The sequence below is a fragment of the Acidovorax sp. A79 genome, from assembly GCF_041154505.1.
In the GTDB taxonomy this organism is placed as follows: Bacteria; Pseudomonadota; Gammaproteobacteria; order Burkholderiales; family Burkholderiaceae_C; genus Acidovorax.
This window is the reverse complement of the sequence record NZ_AP028672.1, coordinates 347380-367866: the sequence shown is the minus strand read 5'-3', so window position 1 is coordinate 367866 and position 20487 is coordinate 347380. Positions and strand designations below refer to the sequence as shown.

Sequence of the window (20487 nt, the reverse complement as noted above, 5' to 3'; positions counted from 1 at the left end):
GGATGACGCCCTCGCGGAGGCGGCCCTTGCTGGGCGTCCCTGGCCTGGGCCGCGCCAGTTTTACCGGCAGCGCATGGCGCCGATGGCAATGGACAACTGAAATGCAACAACCTGGATTGAATCCGGCCACGACCGTGGCGACCGTACGCAGCTACTTGCAGGGCCTGCAGGCGCGCATCACCGATGCGCTCGAGGCCGTGGAAGGAGAGGGCGGTGCACGCTTTCTGGCCGATGCCTGGAGCAAGCCGCCCGGCGAGCCGCTGCAGGGCGACGGCATCACCAAGATCCTGGAGGGCGGCCGGGTGTTCGAACGCGCGGGCTGTGGCTTCAGCCATGTGCGCGGCCCGCAGCTGCCACCCTCGGCCACGCAGCACCGGCCCGAGCTGGCCGGTGCGCCGTTCGAGGCCATGGGCGTGTCGCTGGTCTTCCACCCGCGCAACCCCTATGTGCCCACCGTGCACATGAATGTGCGCATGATCGCGGCGGGCCATCCGGGGCAGGCGCCGACCTGCTGGTTTGGCGGTGGCATGGACCTCACGCCGTACTACGGCTTCGAGGAAGACGCGGTGCACTTTCACCGCACCTGCCGCGATGCGCTCAGCGCCTTTGGCGACGACAAGTACCCACGCTTCAAGCAGTGGTGCGACGAATACTTCTACCTCAAGCACCGCGGCGAGCAGCGTGGCGTGGGCGGGGTGTTCTATGACGACTTCTCGGAGCTGGGCTTTGACCAGAGCCTGGCCATGACGCAGTCGGTGGGCGACGCCTTCCTCAAGGCCTACCTGCCCATCGTGGAGAAGCGCCAGAACCTGCCGTTTGGCGAGCGCGAGCGCGACTTCCAGCTCTACCGCCGGGGCCGCTATGTGGAGTTCAACCTGGTGTGGGACCGGGGCACCCACTTTGGCCTGCAGTCGGGGGGGCGCACCGAGTCCATTTTGTTGTCCATGCCGCCGCTGGTGTCGTGGTCGTACCAGCGCTCCGATGCCGCCGATTCGGCCGAGGCGGCGCTGTTGCAGAGGTTCCTGGTGCGCCGCGACTGGCTTGCCGAAGGTGCCGCCCCCACCGCCTGAAAGCCGGGTCCAAGGGTGTGAACACCGCAAAAGCTATAATTTCAATAGCTGCCCGCGCTTTTCACACCAGCGCAAGAGGCCAAAAACACCTCAAACTGCTGCAGCGCCAAAGCACAACACCAGCGCAACACCCAAGGCTCAGCCCGCTGGCTGTGCGCTGCGTTGCACGCTATATTGATTCCATTCCCTCTCTATTCACCGCCTGATGACCACCTCCACCAAATCGGAAACCGCCGCCAAGAAAGACGTCACCAAACTCCAGCGCGCCATCGTCGATGGCCTGGAGGACGTCAAGGCGCAAGACATCCAGGTCTTCAACACCGAGCATCTCTCGCCGCTGTTTGAACGGGTGATCGTGGCATCGGGCACCTCCAACCGCCAGACCAAGGCCCTGGCCGCCAGCGTGCGCGACGCGGTGAAAGAAGCGGGCTTTACCAAGCCGCGTATCGAAGGCGAAGACAACGGCGAATGGATCATCGTGGACTGCGGCGCCGCCGTGGCGCACATCATGCAGCCCGCCATCCGCCAGTACTACCGCCTGGAAGAGCTGTGGGGCGACACGCCCGTGCGCCTGAAGCTCGGCGCGGCCAAGCCGGTCTCCAGCGCGGCCACCGAGCTGGCCGAGAAGAAGTCGGCCCAGAAGGCGGCGAAATCCGACGCCAAGGCCGCTGGCAAGGCGCCTGCAAAAAAGACGGCGGCGCCCACCGTGGCGGCCCGTTCCGGCAAGGCCACGGTGAAGGCCGTGGCCAGGACCGCCGCCAAGACTGCCGCGGCTGCGCCGGCCAAGTCTGCTGCCGCCAAGCCGGCTGCGAAGACCCACGTTGGCAAGCCCGCCGCCAAAACCGCCAGCAAGACCGCGGGCAAGGTTGCCGGCACGGCAGCCGCCAGGAAGCCCGCAGCGCCCAAGACCCCCGTCAAGACCGTGGTCGTGAAGCCAGGCGGCGCGAAAAAGCCCGCAGCCAAGAAATCATCGGCCCCCGTGGGCAAGGCGCCTGCGCGCGCGGCGGCTAAGCCGGCGTCCAGGACCGCTGGCGCCGCCGCAGCGGCCAAGCCTGCGGCCAAGAAGGCTCCAGCCCGCAAGGGCTGATGCGTGGGCGGGGCTGTGTGCTGGCCGCTACGCCTGCGCACGGCGCCCCCCTCTGAACCCCAGGTGCACATCACATGAAGCTGCTTATCGTGGCGGTCGGGCAGCGGGTGCCTGACTGGGCGCAAACGGCTTACGACGACTACGCCAAACGCTTTCCGCCCGAACTCAAGGTCGAACTCAAGGCCGTCAAGACCGAACCGCGCGGCTCCAAGACCCTGGAGACGCTGTACGCCGCCGAGCGCGAGCGCATCGAGGCGGCCATCCCGCGCGGCACGCGCGTGGTGGCGCTGGACGAGCGCGGCACCAGCCTCACCACCAAGGCCCTGGCCGAACGGCTCAAGGGCTGGCAGCTGGGTGGCGACGACGTGGCACTGGTCATCGGCGGCCCGGACGGGCTCGATCCGGCGTTTCGCCAGGGCGCGCACGAGCGCATCCGCCTCTCGGACCTGACTTTGCCCCACGCCATGGTGCGCGTGCTGCTCATCGAGCAGCTGTACCGCGCCTGGTCGGTGAACGCCGGGCACCCCTACCACCGCGAGTGAGGGCTGGATCGGCGTGCGGGCGAAATACTATATTTTTTATAGCTGCTAGCGCTTGATGGATAAGCGCTAGAGCCGGTTTTCTTCTCAAAATCCGTTCATGCCCGACTTCATCTACCTTGCCTCCCAGAGCCCCCGCCGGCGCCAGCTGCTCGAACAGCTGGGCGTGCGCCACGAACTGCTGCTGCCCAACGTGGACGGCGACGAGCCCGAAGACGCCGAGGCCATCGAGGCGGTGCTGCCCGGCGAGGCGCCCACGGCCTATGTGGAGCGCGTGACCGGCCTCAAGCTGGATGCCGCCGTGGCCCGGCGCGCGCGCCGGGGTTTGCCGGATGCGCCCATCCTGTGCTCCGACACCACCGTGGCCCTGGGCCGCGCGATTTACGGAAAACCCGACGACGCACAACACGCTGCGCGCATGCTGGCCGAACTGGCAGGGCACGAGCACCGCGTGCTCACCGCCGTGGCGCTGCAGGTGGGCCCCAGGCGCCTTTCTGCGCTGTCGGTGTCGCGCGTGACCTTCGCCGCCATGACGCCCGCGCAGATTGATGCCTACGTGGCCACGGGTGAGCCACTGGGCAAGGCCGGGGCTTACGGTATTCAGGGCCGGGCTGCTGCCTATGTGGAGCACCTGGCTGGCAGCTATTCGGGCATCATGGGGTTGCCGATGTACGAGACAGCGCAACTTCTGCGCGCCGCCGGGTTTCAGATATGACCCTCCTGAGTCGCCTGCGGCGCCTTCCCCCCAGGGAGACGCCGCCAGGGGCCTGGCAAAGCCAGTTCCCCGGCGGCCCTGGCGTAGCGCCTCGGTGATTCCAACAGCAGCAAGAACGCGACCGATTTCAGAAAAGAAGAAGCCATGCAACAAGACATCCTGATCAACTGGTCGCCCCAGGAAACCCGCGTGGCCGTGGTGGAGCATGGCGCCGTGCAGGAGCTGCACATCGAGCGCACGCTGGAGCGCGGCCTGGTGGGCAACGTCTACCTGGGCAAGGTCTCGCGTGTGCTGCCGGGCATGCAGTCGGCCTTCATCGACATCGGGCTGGAGCGCGCGGCCTTTTTGCACGTGGCCGATGTGTGGCAACGCCAGCCCGATGGCGAGCCGCCGGCATTCGCCCGCAAGAACGAGCCGCAGGTACCCATTGAAAAGCAGGTGTTCGAAGGCCAGTCGCTGATGGTGCAGGTCATCAAGGACCCGATCGGCACCAAGGGCGCACGCCTGTCCACGCAGATCAGCGTGGCCGGGCGCCTGCTGGTGTTTCTGCCGCAGGACGACCATGTGGGCGTGTCGCAAAAAATCCCCGGCGCGGAGCGCGATGCGCTGCGCGCGCGGCTGCAGGCGCTGGTGGGCGACAAGGCCACGGGCGGTGGCGGCGGCTTCATCCTGCGCACCAACGGAGAGGATTCGACCGACGCCGAGCTGGCGGAGGACATCGCCTACCTGCGCAAGACCTGGGCGCGCATCAAGGAGGCATCGCTCAAGCTGCCCGCGATGTCGCTGCTGCACCAGGACCTGGACCTGCTGCAGCGCGTGCTGCGCGACCTGGTGGGCGACCACACGCAGACCATCCGGCTCGACTCGATGGAGCAGTTCCAGCGGCTGCTGGCGTTTGGTGTGGAGTTCATGCCCGCCGCCGCCGGCAAGCTGCAGCACTACAAGGGCGAGCGCCCGATCTTCGACCTGTACTCCATCGACGAGGAAGTGGCGAAGGCGCTGGGCCGGCGCGTCGATCTGAAATCCGGCGGCTACCTCATCGTGGACCAGACCGAGGCGCTGACCACCGTCGACGTGAACACCGGTGGCTACGTGGGCGCGCGCAATTTCGACGACACCATCTTCAAGACCAACCTGGAGGCCGCGCAGGCCATTGCGCGCCAGCTGCGCCTGCGCAACCTGGGCGGCATCATCATCGTGGACTTCATCGACATGGTGCGCGAGGACCACCAGCAGGCCGTGCTGGCGGAGTTCCGAAAGCAGCTTGGCCGCGATCGCGTGAAGACCATGGCCGGCGGCTTCTCGCAGCTGGGCCTGGTGGAGATGACGCGCAAGCGCACCCGTGAATCGCTGGCCCACATGCTATGCGAACCCTGCGAGGCCTGCCAGGGCAAGGGCAGCGTGAAGACCGCGCGCAGCGTGTGCTACGACATCCTGCGCGAGATCCTGCGCGAAGCCCGCCAGTTCAACCCGCGCGAGTTCCGCGTGGTGGCCTCGCCGCGGGTGGTGGAGCTGTTCCTGGACGAGGAAAGCCAGCACCTGGCCGGTCTCTCGGACTTCATCAAGAAGCCGATCTCGCTGCAGTCCGAAAGCGCGATGGGGCAGGAGCAGTACGACATCGTGCTGCTCTAGCCCTGGCCGCCTTTTTCGCCGCCAGCTCAGCTTTCGATCTGCATCGCCGGACGCGCCTGCACGCGCGCCAGCCAGGCCTGCACGTGGGGGTGTGCGTTGACGGGCGCACCCAGGTACACGCTGTAGCCCAGGACCGAGCCCACCACCAGGTCCACCAGCGAGTAGTCCGCGCCCAGCATCCAGGGCTGCGCGGCCAGCCGTGCATCCAGCAGCGCCAGCAGTTCGTTCAGCCCCCGGGTGGCGGCCTCGGCGTGCGCGGGGCTGCGCAGGGCCTCGTCGCCTTGCGTGGCCACCTGCAGGCGCACCAGGACCGTGCCGTAGGTGACATACGCCCAGACGCACCACGACAGGGCCTGCAGCGCCTCTGGCGTGCCCGCGGCGGGCCACAGCCCCCGCTCGATGCCGTAGCGGTGGCCCAGCCACAGGTGGATGGCCAGCGCCTCGAACATGGGGGCGCCGTCCACGGTCAGGGTGGGCACCTTGCCGTTGGGGTTGAGGGCCAGGTACTCCGGGCGGCGCTGCTCGCCAGTGCGGATGTCGATCTTCACGCGCTCGTGGGGCACGCCCAGTTCGGCAAGGGCGCAGGCAATGGGGCTGGCGCTGGACATGGGGTGCCAGTAGAGGACGATGGACATGGAAAACTCCTTGGTGGTGGTGGAAGAAAAGGTGGTGCCACTGTAGACTCCATTGCGGACAGTTTCGGTCCTCAATAAAAAGTACAGTCGCACCATGCTCACGTCATCGACCCGCCTTTTGCGCCTGCTGTCGCTGCTGCAGACGCGCAACCACTGGATGGGGCCAGAACTGGCCGAGCGCCTGGAGGTGCACCCGCGCACCCTGCGGCGCGACATCGACCGCCTGCGCCAGCTGGGCTACCCTGTGCATGCCAGCAGCGGGGTGGCCGGCGGCTATGCCTTTCGCGCCGGACAGGCGCTGCCGCCCCTGCTGCTGGACGACGACGAGGCCCTGGCCGTGTCGATCGCGCTGCGCACCGCCACGGCCGGCGCGGTGGGCGGCATCGAGGAGCCCGCGCTCCGGGCGCTGGTCAAGCTGGAGCAGGCCATGCCCGCGCGCCTGCGCAAACGCGTGGACGCGCTGCGTTCGGCCATCCTGCCGCTGGACCGCACCGGACCGGTGGTGGAAGCATCGCTGCTGGCCACGCTGGCGTCCGCCTGCCGCGACCAGTTGCGCATCGAGTTCAGCTACGAGGACGGCAAGGGCCGCAGCGCACAGCGCCAGGTGGAGCCGCAAGGCGTGGTGCACACCGGCGAGCGCTGGTACCTGGTCGCCTGGGACCGGGTGCGCACCGACTGGCGCACCTTCCGCATCGACCGCATCGTGGGCGACCCCCAGGTGGGCGCGCATTTCGCGCCCCGGGCCTCGCCTGACGGCGGCGATCTGAAGGGCTACGTTGCGCGCTCCATCTCGGCGCCGCACCACGCCGAGCAGGCGCGCGTCGTGCTGCATGCGCCGTATGCGGTGATGTCGCGCCGCATTCCCAAGTCCGCGGGCGTGGTCTCCACCCTGGGCAAGGGGCTGCGGTGCCAGCTGGAGTGCGCGGCCAATGACTCCCTGGTCTACTGGCTGATGGCGCTCGATGTCGAATTCGAGGTGCTCGCGCCGGCATCGCTGAAGGAGCGGCTGCGGGTAGCGGGCGAGCGGGCGTTGCGCTGCACGGCATGAGCCTTTGGGGGGGGCTGTGGCAGGCATCGATGGCCGATCCCGCCCCGGCCACCAGAGCCGGGCCCTTCCTGGCAACTGCTGCACCCGTTGCAGGAGTCAACTGCATGCCCCTCGATTGCTGGATACGGCACCACAATTTACGCTCTGTGCATGGAATCAACCGACAAGGAAAAACCCATGCACCACCGCGTGCGGATCGATGCAGCCGGAGGGCCCGATGCCCTGCGGCTGGAAGGGGTGGAGCCCCAGGCGCCCGGCCCAGGCCAGGTGTGGCTCGCGCAGGCGGCCATCGGCGTGAACCCGCTGGACGTGAGCCAGCGCAAGGGCGCGGTGCCCATCCCGTTCCCGTCCGGCCTGGGGCTGGAAGGCGCGGGGCAGGTGGCGGCCGTGGGGCCGGGGGTGCTGAATGTGGCGGTGGGAGATCGCGTGGGCTACGCCACCGGGCCGCTGGGGGCCTATGCCAGCGCGCGCCTGTTCCCGGCCGAGCGGCTGGTCAGGCTGCCCGATGCGCTGGGGTTGGACGAGGCGGCGGCGGTGCTCTTCAAGGGCATCACGGCGCAGTACCTGCTCAAGACGACATATTCCGTGGCCCCGGGCTCGAAGGTGCTCATCTATGGCGCGGGCGGCGCGCTGGGCCAGCTGATGTGCGCCTGGGCCCGTCACCTGGGCGCCTTTGTGATGGGCGTGGTCTCCCGGCCCGAGAGCGTGGAGCGCGCCCGGGCGGCGGGCTGCGACGCGGTGTTCGTGTTCGACCCCGCCACGCTGGCGGGCCAGGTGCGCGAGGCCACGCACGGCAGCGGGGCCAACGTGGTGTACGACCCCATCGGGCGGGCCACGCTGGAGGCCTCGCTCGACAGCCTGCACCCGCGCGGCCTGCTGGTGTCCTTTGGCGCCACTTCGGGCGTGCCGGCGCCCATCGCGGTGGGCACGCTCAATGCCAAGGGCTCGCTGTTTCTCACGCGCCCCTCGCTGGCCGCGCACACGGCCACGGCGGCGGAGTACCAGGAGCGCGCCCAGGACGTGCTGCAGGCCGTGGCCGACGGCATCATCACGCCGCGCATCTGGCGCCGCTACGCGCTTGCCGATGTGGGCACCGCGCACGCCGACCTGGAGCAGGGGCGCTCGCAAGGTGCGATCATCCTGGCTCCTTAGAACCTGTTCAAGATCTTTTCGGGGACCCTGAAAAGATCTTGAACAGGTTCTTAACCCTTTGCTCCCCATGGCGCCTTTGACACCCGATGGACCTGCCCGACAGCCAGCACGCCGATGAACTGGCCACCCTTCTTGCTCTGAGCGACGCGGGTTCGTTTGCGGCGGCGGGCCGCGCGCTGCAGCGCCACCCCTCGGTGCTGTCCAAGCGCCTGAACGCGCTGGAGCGCCGCCTGGGCGTGAGGCTGGTCGAGCGCACCACCCGACAGCTGCACCTGACCGACGCCGGCCAGCGCCTGGTCGAGAAGGTGCGCGAGGCGACGGACCTGATCTCGCAGGCCGAGAAGGAAGCGGCCGAAGGTGCAGCGCAGGTGCGCGGGCGGCTGCGCATATCGGTGCCTGCCGCCATGGGGCGGCGCCTGCTCAGCCCGATGGTGGCCGAGTTTGCGCTGGCCCATCCAGAGGTCACGCTGGAGCTGGAGTACGCCGACCGGCTGGTGGACATCGTGGGCGAACGCTTCGACGCCGCGGTCCGCATCGGCCAGCTGGCCGACAGCCGGCTGGTGGCCACGCGGCTGTGCAGCCACCGCCGCATCATGGCGGCGGCACCGGCCTACCTGGCGAAGCACGGCACCCCGCAGCTGCCCGCAGACCTGGCGCAGCACAACTGCCTGGGCTTCACCGGCCTGCAGTCGTACCCGGAATGGCAGCTCACGCAGCCGGGCGCGAGCCACAGCGTGGTGGTGCGCGGCTCGATGGTCAGCAACGACAATGAGGCGCTGCTTGCGGCTGCCCTGCTGGGCGTGGGCATCCTGGCGGGTGGCGACTGGTTGATCAACCCCGGCATCGCATCGGGCCAACTGGTGCAGGTGCTGCCGCAGTGGCAGCTCAATGCCGACGCGGGGATCTACCTGGTGCGGCCCTCGGCCCGGTTCAGCACGGCGGCGATGGCGGCCTTTCGCACGTGGGTCGTGGACTGGTTTGCGGCGCGGGCGGGCAAGGCCCTGGCTGAGGCGGACGCTGCCGTGGACGCGCTGCGGTGAACGGCCGTGCTGCTTTGCGGCGTTGCGTTATCGACTTTTTCTTCTTCCCTCGGGCGCAGATGCCGCCCTGTGCTTTTTCTTTCATTGATATTCCATGACCCAGGCCAAGCCCCAGCCCCAGCAGCATCCCGCCACACCCGGCACCCTCGACGCGTTCATGCCCTTGCTCTTCGTCGCGCTGTGGAGCACCGGCTTCATCGGCGCCAAGCTGGGGCTGCCGTATGTGGAGCCGCTCACCTTTCTGGCCATTCGTTTCGCAATCGTCGCCGTGCTGATGCTGGCGGTGGTGACGCTGGTGCGGGCTCCGTGGCCGCCGTCGGGCAGGGCGTGGCTGCACATCGGCGTGTCGGGCCTGCTGGTGCACGGGGTGTACCTGGGCGGGGTGTTCATCGCCATCGGCCACGGGCTGCCGTCGGGCATCACGGCGCTGGTGGTGGGGCTGCAGCCGCTGTTGACGGCGCTGGTGGCGGGTGCCCTGCTGGGCGAGAAGGTGCGGCCCGCGCAGTGGGCGGGCCTGGCCCTGGGGTTTACCGGCGTGGCGCTGGTGGTGGCCGGCAAGGTGGCCACGGTGCCTGGCGGCGCGCTGGTGGGCATGCTGCTGCCAGCGGTGGTGGCGCTGCTGGGCATCACGGCCGGCACGCTGTACCAAAAGCGCTTTTGCCCGGCGTTCGATTTGCGCACCGGCTCGGTCATCCAGTACCTGCCGTGCGTGGTGGCCATGGCGGTGCTGGCGTACGCGACGGAAACCATGGCCGTGCAGTGGAGCGGCGAGTTTCTCTTTGCGCTGGGCTGGCTGGTGCTGGTGCTGTCCCTGGGCGCCGTCAGTTTGCTGAATCTGCTGATCCGCCGCGGCGGCGCGGTGAACGTGGCCAGCCTGTTCTACCTGACCCCGCCCATGACCGCGTTGGTGGCCTGGGCGGTGTTTGGCGAGACGCTCAGCGGCTGGGCCCTGGCCGGCATGGCGCTGGCGGCTACCGGGGTGTGGATGGCAAGGCAGACCGGCCGGTGATGGGGGCGGAGGTAGGGGCACCTGCGGGGTTGCGCAGGTGTTTGCTATCTATTTAGTAGCTGGTAGCGCCCGATGGGAGCGCGGTACAGCCCTTTTTTATCGAAGATAAGGGGTTTTTTAACTGCCCGGATCTACCGCCAGGATGCTCAGCGGCCCGGCGATGGACAGGCCGCTCAGGCCGGTGGAGGCGCTGAGCGCAGACACATGGCCATCCACCGCCCAGACCTCGACGTGCGCGTCTTTGACGCCGAACCGGCACGACACGGTGGCCAGGCGAAACTTCTCCTTGCGGGCAAACAGCACGCCCGCGGGCCACCGGTGCCAGAGCCAGCGTTTGCTGTAGAGCTCGATCTGCTTCCAGTCCGACACGCGGCGGATGTTGTTGATGCAGAGCACCTGCTGCGCCAGCAGGCGGGCATCGGCGGCGGGCAGCGTGGCAGCCGTGGCATCAAGCAGCGCCTTTTCAAACGGCAACAGCTTGTTGGTCGGCGTCGGCGCCACGATGCGCGGGGCCGAAAAATTCAGTGCAGCCACGGCCAGTGCATCACAGCTTGCGCAGCCGCTCCAGCGCGGCGCGCAGCGTCTCGTCCTTCTTGGCGAAGCAGAACCGCACCACGCGCTGGTCGAATCCGTCGCCGTAGAACGCCGACAGCGGAATCGCCGCCACGCCCACTTCGCGGGTGAGCCACTGGCAAAAGTCCGATTCGTTCAAGTCGCTCACGGCAGAGATGTCCACGCACTGGAAATAGCTGCCGGTGCTGGGCAGCAGCTTCAGGCGCGAGTCGGCCAGGCCCTGGCGGAACAGGTCGCGCTTGGCCTGGTAGAACGCGGGCAGTTGCAGGTAGGGCGCCGGGTCTTGCAGGTAGGCGGCCAGGCCGTGCTGCATGGGCGTGTTCACGGTGAACACGTTGAACTGGTGCACCTTGCGGAATTCGGCCGTCAGCGCTGCAGGGGCCGCCACGGTGCCGACCTTCCAGCCGGTGACGTGGAAGGTCTTGCCAAAGCTCGACACGATGAACGCGCGCGCCGCCAGGCCCGGAAAGCGCGCGGCGCTTTCGTGCTCGGCGCCGTCGAACACCATGTGCTCGTACACCTCGTCGCTGATGAGCAGGATGTCGGTGGGCGCGAGCAGGTCTTCCAGCTGGCGCATCTCCTGGGCCGTCCAGATGGTGGCGCTGGGGTTGTGCGGGCTGTTGATGAGGATGGCGCGCGTGCGCGCCGTGATGGCCGCACCGATCTTGCCGAAGTCGGGGCGGAAGGTGCCCGGCGTGAGCGGCACGCGCACCGCCTTGCCGCCCGCCAGTTCGATGTTGGGCACGTAGCTGTCGTAGCAGGGGTCGAGCACGATGACTTCATCGCCCGGGTGCACGATGGCCAGGATGGCGGTGATGATGGCCTGCGTGGCGCCGGCCGTGATGGTGATCTCGGTGCCCGGGCTGTACCGGCGGCCGTGCAGCGCCGCGATCTTGCTGGCGACCGCCTCGCGCAGGGCCGGGATGCCGGGCATGGGCGGGTACTGGTTGTGGCCGGCCTGCATGGCCCGCGTCACGGCATTCACCAGCTCCGGGGCGCATTCGAAGTCGGGAAACCCCTGGCCCAGGTTGACCGCGCCGTGCTCGGCCGCCAGGGCCGACATCACGGTGAAGATGGTGGTACCCACCTGGGGCAGCTTGCTGGGGAAGGCGGGTGTGCGGGCGGTGTCGGTGGTCTCAGTCATGGCGCTGTGGCGGAAGGTCAGGCTGGGAAGCAATGGGGCGGTGGAATGGGCAATCGGGCGGGTGCCGGTGTCAGAGTTCGTAGTCGTTGACGTGGCCGGTCATCGCGCGGGCGATGAGCTCGCGGCTCAGCCGGTCGCTGAGCAGTTCGGCGAACTTGTAGACGAAGTTGCGCAGGTACGCACCCCGCTTGAAGGCCACCCGCGCCACGCTCTGGCCGAACAGGTGCCCCACGGGACGCACGGCAAGGTCACCCACGGGGTCGTCGCGCATGGCCATTTCGGCCACGATGCCGATGCCCAGGCCCAGGCGCACGTAGGTCTTGATCACGTCAGAATCGATGGCCTCGAGCACGATGCGGGGCTGAAGCTTGCGTGCGGCAAAGGCATGGTCGATCTTGCCGCGGCCGGTGAAGGAGGGGTGGTAGGTGATCAGCGCCTCGTGGGCCAGGTCGTCCAGCCCGATGCGCTCCTTCTGCGCCAGCGGGTGGTCGTTGGGCACCACCAGCACATGCTGCCATTCATAGCAGGGCAGGGTGACGAGTTCGGGGTAGTCGGCCAGGGATTCGGTGGCCATGCCGATCTCGGCCACTTCATCGATCACCATGCGCGCCACTTCGTGCGGTGTGGCCTGGTGCAGGCTGATGTTGACCTTGGGATAGGCCTCGCGCAGGCGCGCCACGGGCACGGGCAGCACGTAGCGGGCCTGGGTGTGGGTGGTGGCGATGCTGAGGGTGCCGCTGTCCTGGGCGCTGAACTGCTCGCCGATGCGCTTGAGGTTGCCCACCTCCCGCATGATGACCTCGATGCTCTTGAGCACGTGCTGGCCGGGTTCGGTGATGCGCTTGAGGCGCTTGCCATGGCGCGCGAAGATGTCCACTCCCAGTTCTTCTTCGAGCTCGATGATGGCCTTGGACACGCCCGGCTGGGAGGTGTGCAGGGCCTTGGCCGCTTCGGTCAGGTTGAGATTGCGGCGCGCAGCCTCTTGAACGAAGCGGAATTGGTGCAGATTCATATCTGATATCGCCTAAAGAGTTGCATCATTATGCTGCAGCTATCTAAGGGATTTCAGCGGAAGGCACCTCACAGGCAATTTCTGCCATCAAAGCCGTCATCCGCGGGTCTTCGCCAATGGCGGGCTGCACATGGAACCGCACGGCGGGATGGGCCGCTCGCAACTCCTCCACCAGCAGCGGCAGGTCGTTCCGCGCATGCTTGCCCGTGCCAAGGAACATGGGCACGACAGTGACATGGGCCGCTCCCTGCGCGACGAGCTGGTCCGTGGCCTGTGCCAGCGTGGGGGTGCACAGCTCCAGGTACGCGCAGGCCACAGGGCGGTCCGGGTGCTGCCCGCCGATGCGGGCGGCCACGGCTTCCATGGGGGCGCGCCACAGGGGGTCGCGCGAGCCGTGGGAGAACAGGACGATGGCGCGGTGGTTCATGGGTTGCAGATCGGGGCAGGGTGACAGCCGGGGCTAGCGCCGGAGCACCAGCCATCCAAAGGCCGCGAGCGAAAGCACGGAGTAGATCAGCCCGGGCGCGGCCGCCGTGAGCCACGGCGACCAGTTCTGCAGGTTGCCCGCATAGCCAAACACGTTGTTCAGCAGGAAGAAGCTGATGCCGGCCATGACGCCGCCAAACACATAGCCCGCGATGCCGCCCGAGCGGAAGTGCAGGTAGGCAAAAGGCAGGGCCAGCACCACCATCACCAGGCAGCTGAGGGGATAGAACACCTTGCGCCAGAACTCGATCTCGTAGCGCTGGGCGGACTGGCCGTTGGCGTCGAGGTGGCGGATGTACTGGAACAGGTCGATGGTGGCCATGCGGTCGGGTTTGAGCAGCGAGGCGGCCACCATGTCGGCGCTGATGCGGGTGGGCCATTGCAGGGTGGGGGCATCGAGGTGCTCCACGCGCGCTTCGTCGCCGCCGCGCTGCTCGAAGCGGCTGCGCTGCACCTTCTCCAGATTCCACGCGCCGTCCGGCCCAAACTGTCCCGCCGCCGCCCGTGTCTGCGATGCCAGCCGGCCCTTGGCATCGAACTCGAAGATGCGCACGTCCAGCATGCCGCCGTTGGTCGTGAGCGCGCGCACGTTCACCGCATAGGAGTGGTCGTCCTGGCGCTCCTTGAGCCAGGCGCCGGTGGCGCCCGTGGTCAGGCGCCCGAGGTACCGCACCTTGACCAGCTGGGCGGCGCGGTCGGTCAGCGGCGCAATGTAGTCGCCCACGGCGAAGGTCAGAAGCACGAAGAAGCCGCCCAGCGCCACCAGCGTGCGCAAGGCACGCCAAGGGCCCATGCCGCTCGTGCGCATGATGGTGAACTCGGAGCTTTGGGCGAGCCGCGCCATCACGAAGATGGTGCCGATGAGCACCGTGATGGGCAGCAGCTCGTACAGGTGGCTGGGAATGCTCAGCACCACGAACAGGAACGCGTGCGAGAGCTGGTAACCCTCGGCGCCGGTGCGGCCCACCCAGCGCAGTTCGTCCACCAGGTCAAAGAAGAAGAACAGCGCCAGAAACCCGGCGGTGACGAAAGCGACCGCGAACAGGGCTTCGCGGTGGATCAGGCGGCGGATGGTTTTCATGCGGGGCTCCCTGGCGGCGTGGGCTGCCAAAGCCGCCGCAGCGTCCAGTGGTTGTGGCGCGCGGCCAGTACCAGCAGCGACATGAGCAGCATGCCGCCGTGCAGCAGCACCATGAAGCTCACCAGGCCGAGCCGGCCCGCGCCCACCCAGCTTTGCCCCAGCGTCATGAGGTTGTAGTACACGATGAAGGCAAAGAGCGCGAACACCAGGCTGGTGCTGCGCGCGGCGCGCGGGTTGACGCTGGCCACGGCCAGCCCCAGCACCACGAAGTTGAGCGCCGCCAGCGCCAGCCCCAGGCGCCAGCCCAGCTCGGCCCTGTAGGCGGGCAGGGGCTGCATGAGCAGCTCGTGCGTGGCGCGGGTCTTGACGGAGAGCTCTTCGGCCGAGCCCGCGGGCGCGGAGCCAATGCGGGTGCCGTATTCGACGAACTCGCTGATTTTCACGCCGGGTTTGTCGCGTGAGGTCTCCAGCCGCTGGCCCTCGCTCAGCACGGCCATGCGCTCGCCGCCCCGTGTCTCCAGCCGGGCGCTGCGCGCGGAGGTGACGGATTCGCGGGCACCGTCGGTGGCGGCGATGAAGATGTTGTTGCCGGCCTGGGTATCCGGGCTGTCCTTGTCGATGAAGAACACCCGGCTGCCATTGGAGGATTCCTGGAACTCGCCGGGTGCGATGCGGTCGATGTCGCTGCGCTGTTCATAGCGCGTCTTGAGTTCCTGGATCTGGGAATTGGCCCAGGGCCAGACCAGCAGCGACAGCACGGCGATGATGACCATCACCGGCCAGGCAAAACGCAGCAAGGGCCGCAGCAGGCTGACCAGGCCGCGGCCGCTGGCGAACCAGATGACCATTTCACTGTCTCGGTACATGCGCGACAGCGTCCCGACCACGGCGATGAAGAGGCTCAGGCTCAGGATGGTGGGCAACTGGCCCAGCACCGTGAACCCCATGACCAGCATGACATCGGAAGGGCTCACGCTGCCCCGCGATGCCTGGCCCAGGGTGCGGATGAGCATCATGGTCATGACCACGGTCACCAGCACCACGAGGGTCGCACCGAAGCTGCGCGCCAGCTCCTTGCGGATGGATGAATCGAATAACATTGGCGAGGAGCGCGCTATGCACTTTTGCGTGCATGTCAAAGTGCATAGCACGCTCAAAAGGAAAACACCGATTATGAACTTTGATCTCAAGACCCTTGACCTTGCTGCGGCAGCTTCGGAAAAATGCGACCTGCTGGTCGTCCTGCTTCCCGAGGGCTTCAAGCCCGGCAAGGATGCGCTGTCTGCCCTGGCGGCGCTGGCGCTCAAGAACGGAGATCTGTCCACCAAGGCAGGCAAGCACCTGCAGCTGTACCAGGTGCCTGCCGTTGCGGCCCGCCGGGTGGTGCTGGTCGGGCAGGGCGACGGCGCGGCCCGCGCCACGCGCCAGGCCCTGCAGGCGGTGGGATCGGCCATCAAGGCGCCGCAGACCAAGCGGGTGGCGCTCTGTTTTGCGGGTGCTGCGCAGCCAGCGGCCGTCAGTGCCGCCGTGCAGGCCGTGGCCGAAGCGAGCTACGTCTATACGACCACCAAGACAAAGGTGGAGGCGCGCAGCCTGAACCGTTGCGTGGTGGGTGTGCACAGCGTCCCCGAGGTGCGCGAGGATTTCGATGCCGGCGTGGCACTGGTCGCCGGGGTCGAGTTCGCGCGGGAATGGGGCAACCGCCCCGCCAACCACGCCACGCCCAGCCTGCTCGCCGATGCGGCCAAGACACTGGCCAAGCTGCCCCGCATCCAGTGCAAGGTCCATGGCCCGGCCGAGGTGGCCCGCCTGGGAATGGGCGCCTTCCTCGCCGTGGCGAGGGGGTCCGAGGAGCCTTTGCGGTTCATCGAGCTGCGCTACAGCGGCGCGGCCAAGGACCAGGCGCCTGTCGTGCTGGTGGGCAAGGGCATCACGTTCGACACGGGGGGCATCTCGATCAAGCCCGCGCCGGAGATGGACGAGATGAAGTTCGACATGTGCGGCGCCGCCAGCGTGCTGGGAACGTTCCGCGCGCTGGGCGAGCTGCAACCCGCCATCAACGTGGTGGGGCTGATCCCCGCCTGCGAGAACATGCCCGACGGCCGTGCTGTCAAGCCCGGCGACGTGGTCACGAGCATGAGCGGCCAGACCATCGAGATCCTCAACACCGACGCCGAAGGCCGGCTGGTGCTCTGTGATGCGCTCACCTATGCGTCCCGCTTCAAGCCCGCCGCCGTGGTGGACATCGCCACGTTGACCGGCGCGTGCGTGATTGCGCTGGGTGGCGTGCGCAGCGGGCTGTTTGCCAACAACGATTCCCTCGCAGCCGCGCTGCAGGAGGCCGGGGAGTCCGCGCAGGACCCCTGCTGGCGCATGCCGCTGGACGACGATTACGCGGATGGCCTCAAAAGCAATTTCGCGGACATGGGGAACGTGGCGGGCCGCGCGGGCGGTTCCATCACCGCGGCCAAGTTCCTGCAGAAATATGTGGGTGACCTGCCCTGGGCCCATCTGGATATCGCGGGGACGGCCTGGAAGGGTGGGGCCGCCAAGGGGGCCACGGGGCGGCCGGTCGGGCTGCTGGTGCATTACCTTCTGGGGCAGGCGGCCAACACCAAGCCCGCCTCCAAGGCCTCTTCGGCCGCGCGCGCGGCCTCCCCCAGGCCGGCGACGGTGAAGGCACCGCGCGCCAAGCTCGGCTGATCTCGCCATGACCGAGGTCGCGTTTCACTTCAATGCGCCGGACAAGCTGGCCTATGCATGCCGCTTTGCGCGCAAGGTGCAGCGCAGCGGTGCACGGCTGGTGATTGCAGCACCGGCCGAGACGCTGGCGGTGCTGGACCGCATGCTCTGGGTGCTGGCGCCGCAGGATTTTGTGGCCCATTGCCTGGGCGGTGCCGACGAAGAACTGGTCCATGCATCGCCCGTGCTGCTGACGGCCGACGCGCGTTCCGCCGCGCACCACGAGGTGCTGTTGAACCTGCACGCCGAAGTGCCGGAAGGGTTTGGCCGGTTTGATCGCCTGGTCGAGGTGGTGAGCGCGCAGGATGAGGCCGATCGCGGCGAGGCGAGGTCGCGCTGGCGCCACTATGCCTCGCGCGGGTATGAGATCACCCGCCACGACCTGGTGCTGAAAGCCGGCTGATGGCGCTGCCCCCCAAGACGCCTCCGCGCTTTGTCCCCACCCTCACCGAAGTGGTGCGGGCGCCGGATTCCGCCCCATCGCAGGCCGCGGCCGCTGCACCATCGCGCACCACGGTCATGCATCCCTCCATGCTGCCCGAGACGCGGCCGGTGGCGAACGCCGTGCACCAGGCGGCGCAGCCGCAGGGTTCCTTCGTGTCCGGTGCCCATCGGCCCGCCGTGGTCCCGCCAAGGCCCGCCGCCCCGCCGGGCATCGTTCCCGCGCCGGCCCGCAATGCTCCGGCAGCGGGCACCGTGGCGCCGCCCGTGTCCGTGGGGGCCGTGAGTCCGGTTGCGCTGACCCGACCATTGCCGGAGGGCATGGAGGAATATATGGTGCACAGGGTCATGCAGCGCGTGGACGTTGTGCTGGATCAACGTTTGCGCGAAGCGATCGCCACGGTGGTGCAGGAGCAGACACGATCGGTGCTGCCACGGCTGCGCGAAGAGATTGAATCGGTGGTCCGGCACGCTGTGTACGAGGCGGTGGCGGATGAGCTGGCCAGCGGGACGCCCTCGGTGCCAAAGGGATGACAGGGTATTCCCCTGTGGTTTCTCTCGCTTTTAATCGTGTTCCCTAATGATCTGGCCCGTAAATTGCGATATGTTCGCCTGCGTTGAGACACAAGAATATTCTCAGCGTTTATCTTTACTGGAGATTGATATGCAATTGAAGTTGAAACTGACCGTGGTTGCTGCTATCGCGGCTGCTGCTGGTGTGGCCTCTGCACAAGAGCAGGTGGTCAAGATCGGCCACGTGGCTCCGGTTTCCGGTGCCCAAGCCCACTACGGCAAGGACAACGAAAATGGCGCCCGCATGGCCATTGAAGAGCTGAACGCTCAAGGCGTCACCATCGGCGGCAAGAAGATCAAGTTCGAGCTGCAGGCCGAAGACGATGCAGCCGATCCAAAGCAGGGCACGGCCGCTGCACAGAAGCTGTGCGACTCCAAGGTCGCAGGCGTTGTCGGTCACCTCAACTCCGGTACCACCATCCCCGCATCCAAGGTCTACAACGACTGCGGCATTCCGATGGTGACGGGCGCTGCGACCAACCCTAACCTGACCAAGCCAGGCTACAAGACCACCTTCCGCATCATCGCCAACGACAACGCCCTGGGCGCTGGCCTGGCTTTCTACGCGGTCGACACGCTCAAGCTCAAGACCGTTGCCATCATCGACGACCGTACCGCTTACGGCCAAGGCGTGGCAGACGTGTTCAAGAAGACGGCCACGGCCAAGGGCATGAAGGTGGTGGACGAGCAGTTCACGACCGACAAGGCCACCGACTTCATGGCCATCCTGACCGCCATCAAGTCCAAGAACCCTGATGCCGTGTTCTACGGCGGCATGGACCCACAAGCCGGCCCCATGCTGCGCCAGATGGAACAGCTGGGCATGGGCAACGTGAAGTACTTTGGTGGTGATGGCGTCTGTACGTCGGAAATCGCCAAGCTGGCCGCCGGTGCCAAGACCCTGGGCAACGTGATCTGCGCCGAAGGCGGTTCTTCGCTGGCCAAGATGCCTGGCGGCACGGCCTGGAAGGCCAAGTACGACGCCAAGTACCCCAACCAGTTCCAGGTGTACAGCCCCTACACCTATGACGCCACGTTCCTGCTGGTGGACGCCATGAAGCGTGCCAACTCCGTGGACCCCAAGGTGTACGTGAACGAACTGGCCAAGGCCAGCTTCAAGGGCGTGACCTCCACCATCGCCTTCGAACCCAACGGCGAAATGAAGAACCCCGCCATCACCCTGTACGTCTACAAGGACGGCAAGAAGACCCCGCTGTAATTAGTCAGCGCGGTACCGCGCTGCAGGGCCCCTGTGCCCTGCAGGGCTCAAAAAAGGCTTCCCTCGGGAAGCCTTTTTTATTGGGCGCCCGCCCCGCCGATGGCGCAAGCGGCCCGGTTGTTGGCCTGCTGGCTAGCGCCTTACCTGAAGCGAGCCTGGATTCACGATATTGGTGGGTGTGCCCTTGATGAAATTCACCACGTTGTCGAATGCCGCGCCAAAGTACAGCTCATAGCTGTCCTGCTCGACATAGCCAATGTGGGGCGTGCAGATGCAATTCTCCAGCCGCAGCAAGGCGTGGCCCTGAAGGATGGGTTCGCTCTCGAACACATCGACCGCCGCCATGCCGGGACGGCCCCGGTTCAACGCTGCGATCAGCGCGTCGGGCTCGATCAATTCGGCCCGCGACGTGTTGACGAGAAGGGAGGTGGGCTTCATGCAAGACAGGTCTTCCAGCGAGACGATGCCGCGCGTTTCATCGTTGAGGCGCAGGTGCAGCGAGATCACGTCACACTGCGAGAAGAACTCCTCGCGCGTGGTCGCGGCCTGGTAGCCGTCCGTCAAGGCCTGGGCGCGGGACGCCTCGCGGCCCCAGATACGCACGTTCATGCCGAAAGCGCGTCCGTAGCCAGCCACGAGCTGTCCGATGCGGCCATATCCCCAAATGCCCAGCGTTTTGCCGCGCAGCACGTTGCCAAGGCCGAAGTTGGCGGGCATGGATGCGGTCTTCAGCCCCGACTGCTGCCAGGCGCCGTGCTTGAGGTTGGCGATGTACTGCGGCAGCCTGCGCATGGCTGCCATCACGAGGGCCCAGGTCAGTTCGGCCGGGGCCACCGGGGACCCTATGCCCTCGGCCACGGCAATGCCCCGCTCCGTGCACGCCGTCACGTCGATGTGACTGCCGATCTTGCCGGTTTGCGCGATCAGTTTGAGGCGGGGAAGCTTTTCCACCAGTTGGCGCGTGATCTGTGTGCGCTCCCGCACCAGAACGATGATGTCGGCATCCTTCAGGCGGACAGAAAGCTGCCCAAGTCCTTTGACGGTATTGGTGTAGACCTTGGCGGTGTACGCGTCGAGCCGGGATGCGCAGTGCAGCTTGCGGACTGCGTCCTGGTAGTCGTCGAGAATCACAATGTTCATCCCGATATTGTGCCTTGGTGGCGCCACCGGCATTCACCGGGCCGCCGTCCTGGGGCATCAAAGTACGGGGCTTTTGGTGACGGAGTGTTGGCGCATCCCGCAAAACGCTGCCGCCCATGGCAGGACGTGGCGGGGCCGTGCCATCGCTC

General features: G+C 67.2%; 21 protein-coding genes. 13 read left to right on the top strand and 8 right to left on the bottom strand.

Annotation, left to right across the window (positions count from 1 at the left end; genetic code table 11):
* The first annotated feature begins 101 nt into the window (after positions 1-101).
* The 5 genes from hemF (at position 102) to rng (ending at position 5043) form a co-directional block, all read left to right on the top strand.
* Positions 102-1070, top strand: a complete 969-nt coding sequence (hemF, locus tag ACAM51_RS01680; RefSeq protein ID WP_218338490.1) for an oxygen-dependent coproporphyrinogen oxidase — start codon at positions 102-104, stop codon at positions 1068-1070.
* Between the two features lie 205 nt (positions 1071-1275).
* On the top strand, positions 1276-2157 hold the full coding sequence (gene rsfS, locus ACAM51_RS01675; protein WP_369642545.1) for a ribosome silencing factor: 882 nt from the start codon (positions 1276-1278) through the stop codon (positions 2155-2157).
* A gap of 74 nt (positions 2158-2231) precedes the next feature.
* Positions 2232-2699: a 23S rRNA (pseudouridine(1915)-N(3))-methyltransferase RlmH gene (gene rlmH, locus ACAM51_RS01670; protein WP_005798500.1), complete on the top strand. Its 468-nt coding sequence runs from the start codon at positions 2232-2234 to the stop codon at positions 2697-2699.
* 97 nt (positions 2700-2796) lie between these two features.
* Entirely contained in the window at positions 2797-3411 is a 615-nt protein-coding gene (locus ACAM51_RS01665; protein WP_369642544.1) for a nucleoside triphosphate pyrophosphatase, read from the top strand.
* 144 nt (positions 3412-3555) lie between these two features.
* Positions 3556-5043 (top strand): ribonuclease G, encoded by a 1488-nt coding sequence (gene rng, locus ACAM51_RS01660; RefSeq protein WP_369642543.1) that lies wholly within the window; start codon positions 3556-3558, stop codon positions 5041-5043.
* 26 nt (positions 5044-5069) lie between these two features.
* Here rng and ACAM51_RS01655 read toward each other — a convergent pair whose 3' ends face one another.
* Positions 5070-5678, bottom strand: coding sequence for a glutathione S-transferase family protein (locus ACAM51_RS01655; protein ID WP_218294870.1), 609 nt, complete (start codon positions 5676-5678; stop codon positions 5070-5072).
* A gap of 94 nt (positions 5679-5772) precedes the next feature.
* Between ACAM51_RS01655 and ACAM51_RS01650 the strand changes: the two genes are divergently transcribed.
* The 4 genes from ACAM51_RS01650 (at position 5773) to ACAM51_RS01635 (ending at position 9927) form a co-directional block, all read left to right on the top strand.
* Complete coding sequence (locus ACAM51_RS01650; protein WP_218294871.1) at positions 5773-6726, top strand: YafY family protein; 954 nt, start codon at positions 5773-5775, stop codon at positions 6724-6726.
* Positions 6727-6903: 177 nt separating this feature from the next.
* Entirely contained in the window at positions 6904-7878 is a 975-nt protein-coding gene (locus ACAM51_RS01645; protein ID WP_369642542.1) for a quinone oxidoreductase, read from the top strand.
* A gap of 86 nt (positions 7879-7964) precedes the next feature.
* A complete protein-coding gene (locus ACAM51_RS01640; RefSeq protein ID WP_369642541.1) occupies positions 7965-8918 on the top strand; it encodes a LysR family transcriptional regulator in 954 nt (317 codons plus the stop codon).
* A 94-nt stretch (positions 8919-9012) separates the two neighbouring features.
* The gene (locus tag ACAM51_RS01635) at positions 9013-9927 is read left to right on the top strand and encodes a DMT family transporter (RefSeq protein WP_369642540.1); all 915 of its coding nucleotides are present in this window, start codon (positions 9013-9015) and stop codon (positions 9925-9927) included.
* Between the two features lie 117 nt (positions 9928-10044).
* On the opposite strand, the gene ACAM51_RS01630 is transcribed toward ACAM51_RS01635, so the two are convergent.
* From ACAM51_RS01630 to lptF, 6 genes are all read right to left on the bottom strand, one after another.
* Positions 10045-10461, bottom strand: a complete 417-nt coding sequence (locus ACAM51_RS01630; RefSeq protein ID WP_369642539.1) for a hypothetical protein — start codon at positions 10459-10461, stop codon at positions 10045-10047.
* A gap of 10 nt (positions 10462-10471) precedes the next feature.
* A complete protein-coding gene (locus tag ACAM51_RS01625; RefSeq protein WP_369642538.1) occupies positions 10472-11644 on the bottom strand; it encodes a pyridoxal phosphate-dependent aminotransferase in 1173 nt (390 codons plus the stop codon).
* A gap of 70 nt (positions 11645-11714) precedes the next feature.
* A complete protein-coding gene (locus ACAM51_RS01620; RefSeq protein ID WP_218338495.1) occupies positions 11715-12656 on the bottom strand; it encodes a CysB family HTH-type transcriptional regulator in 942 nt (313 codons plus the stop codon).
* A gap of 43 nt (positions 12657-12699) precedes the next feature.
* Entirely contained in the window at positions 12700-13083 is a 384-nt protein-coding gene (locus ACAM51_RS01615) for a sirohydrochlorin chelatase (RefSeq protein WP_369642537.1), read from the bottom strand.
* A gap of 33 nt (positions 13084-13116) precedes the next feature.
* Positions 13117-14223: an LPS export ABC transporter permease LptG gene (lptG, locus tag ACAM51_RS01610; RefSeq protein ID WP_218294877.1), complete on the bottom strand. Its 1107-nt coding sequence runs from the start codon at positions 14221-14223 to the stop codon at positions 13117-13119.
* Positions 14220-15323, bottom strand: coding sequence for an LPS export ABC transporter permease LptF (gene lptF / locus ACAM51_RS01605; RefSeq protein WP_218294878.1), 1104 nt, complete (start codon positions 15321-15323; stop codon positions 14220-14222). Before lptF ends, lptG begins: the two co-directional genes overlap by 4 nt.
* A 73-nt stretch (positions 15324-15396) precedes the next feature.
* On the opposite strand from lptF, the gene ACAM51_RS01600 reads away from it, so the two are divergent.
* The 4 genes from ACAM51_RS01600 to ACAM51_RS01585 all read left to right on the top strand — a co-directional run bounded on the left by ACAM51_RS01600 (position 15397) and on the right by ACAM51_RS01585 (position 19198).
* Positions 15397-16926, top strand: coding sequence for a leucyl aminopeptidase (locus ACAM51_RS01600; protein WP_369642536.1), 1530 nt, complete (start codon positions 15397-15399; stop codon positions 16924-16926).
* Positions 16927-16933: 7 nt separating this feature from the next.
* Positions 16934-17368: a DNA polymerase III subunit chi gene (locus ACAM51_RS01595; RefSeq protein WP_218294880.1), complete on the top strand. Its 435-nt coding sequence runs from the start codon at positions 16934-16936 to the stop codon at positions 17366-17368.
* On the top strand, positions 17368-17940 hold the full coding sequence (locus ACAM51_RS01590; protein ID WP_369642535.1) for a hypothetical protein: 573 nt from the start codon (positions 17368-17370) through the stop codon (positions 17938-17940). Before ACAM51_RS01595 ends, ACAM51_RS01590 begins: the two co-directional genes overlap by 1 nt.
* A 130-nt stretch (positions 17941-18070) precedes the next feature.
* On the top strand, positions 18071-19198 hold the full coding sequence (locus ACAM51_RS01585) for a branched-chain amino acid ABC transporter substrate-binding protein (RefSeq protein WP_218294882.1): 1128 nt from the start codon (positions 18071-18073) through the stop codon (positions 19196-19198).
* 132 nt (positions 19199-19330) lie between these two features.
* Here the strand turns inward: ACAM51_RS01585 and ACAM51_RS01580 are convergent, their stop codons facing one another.
* Complete coding sequence (locus ACAM51_RS01580) at positions 19331-20338, bottom strand: D-2-hydroxyacid dehydrogenase family protein (protein ID WP_218294883.1); 1008 nt, start codon at positions 20336-20338, stop codon at positions 19331-19333.
* Between the last annotated feature and the right edge of the window lie 149 nt (positions 20339-20487).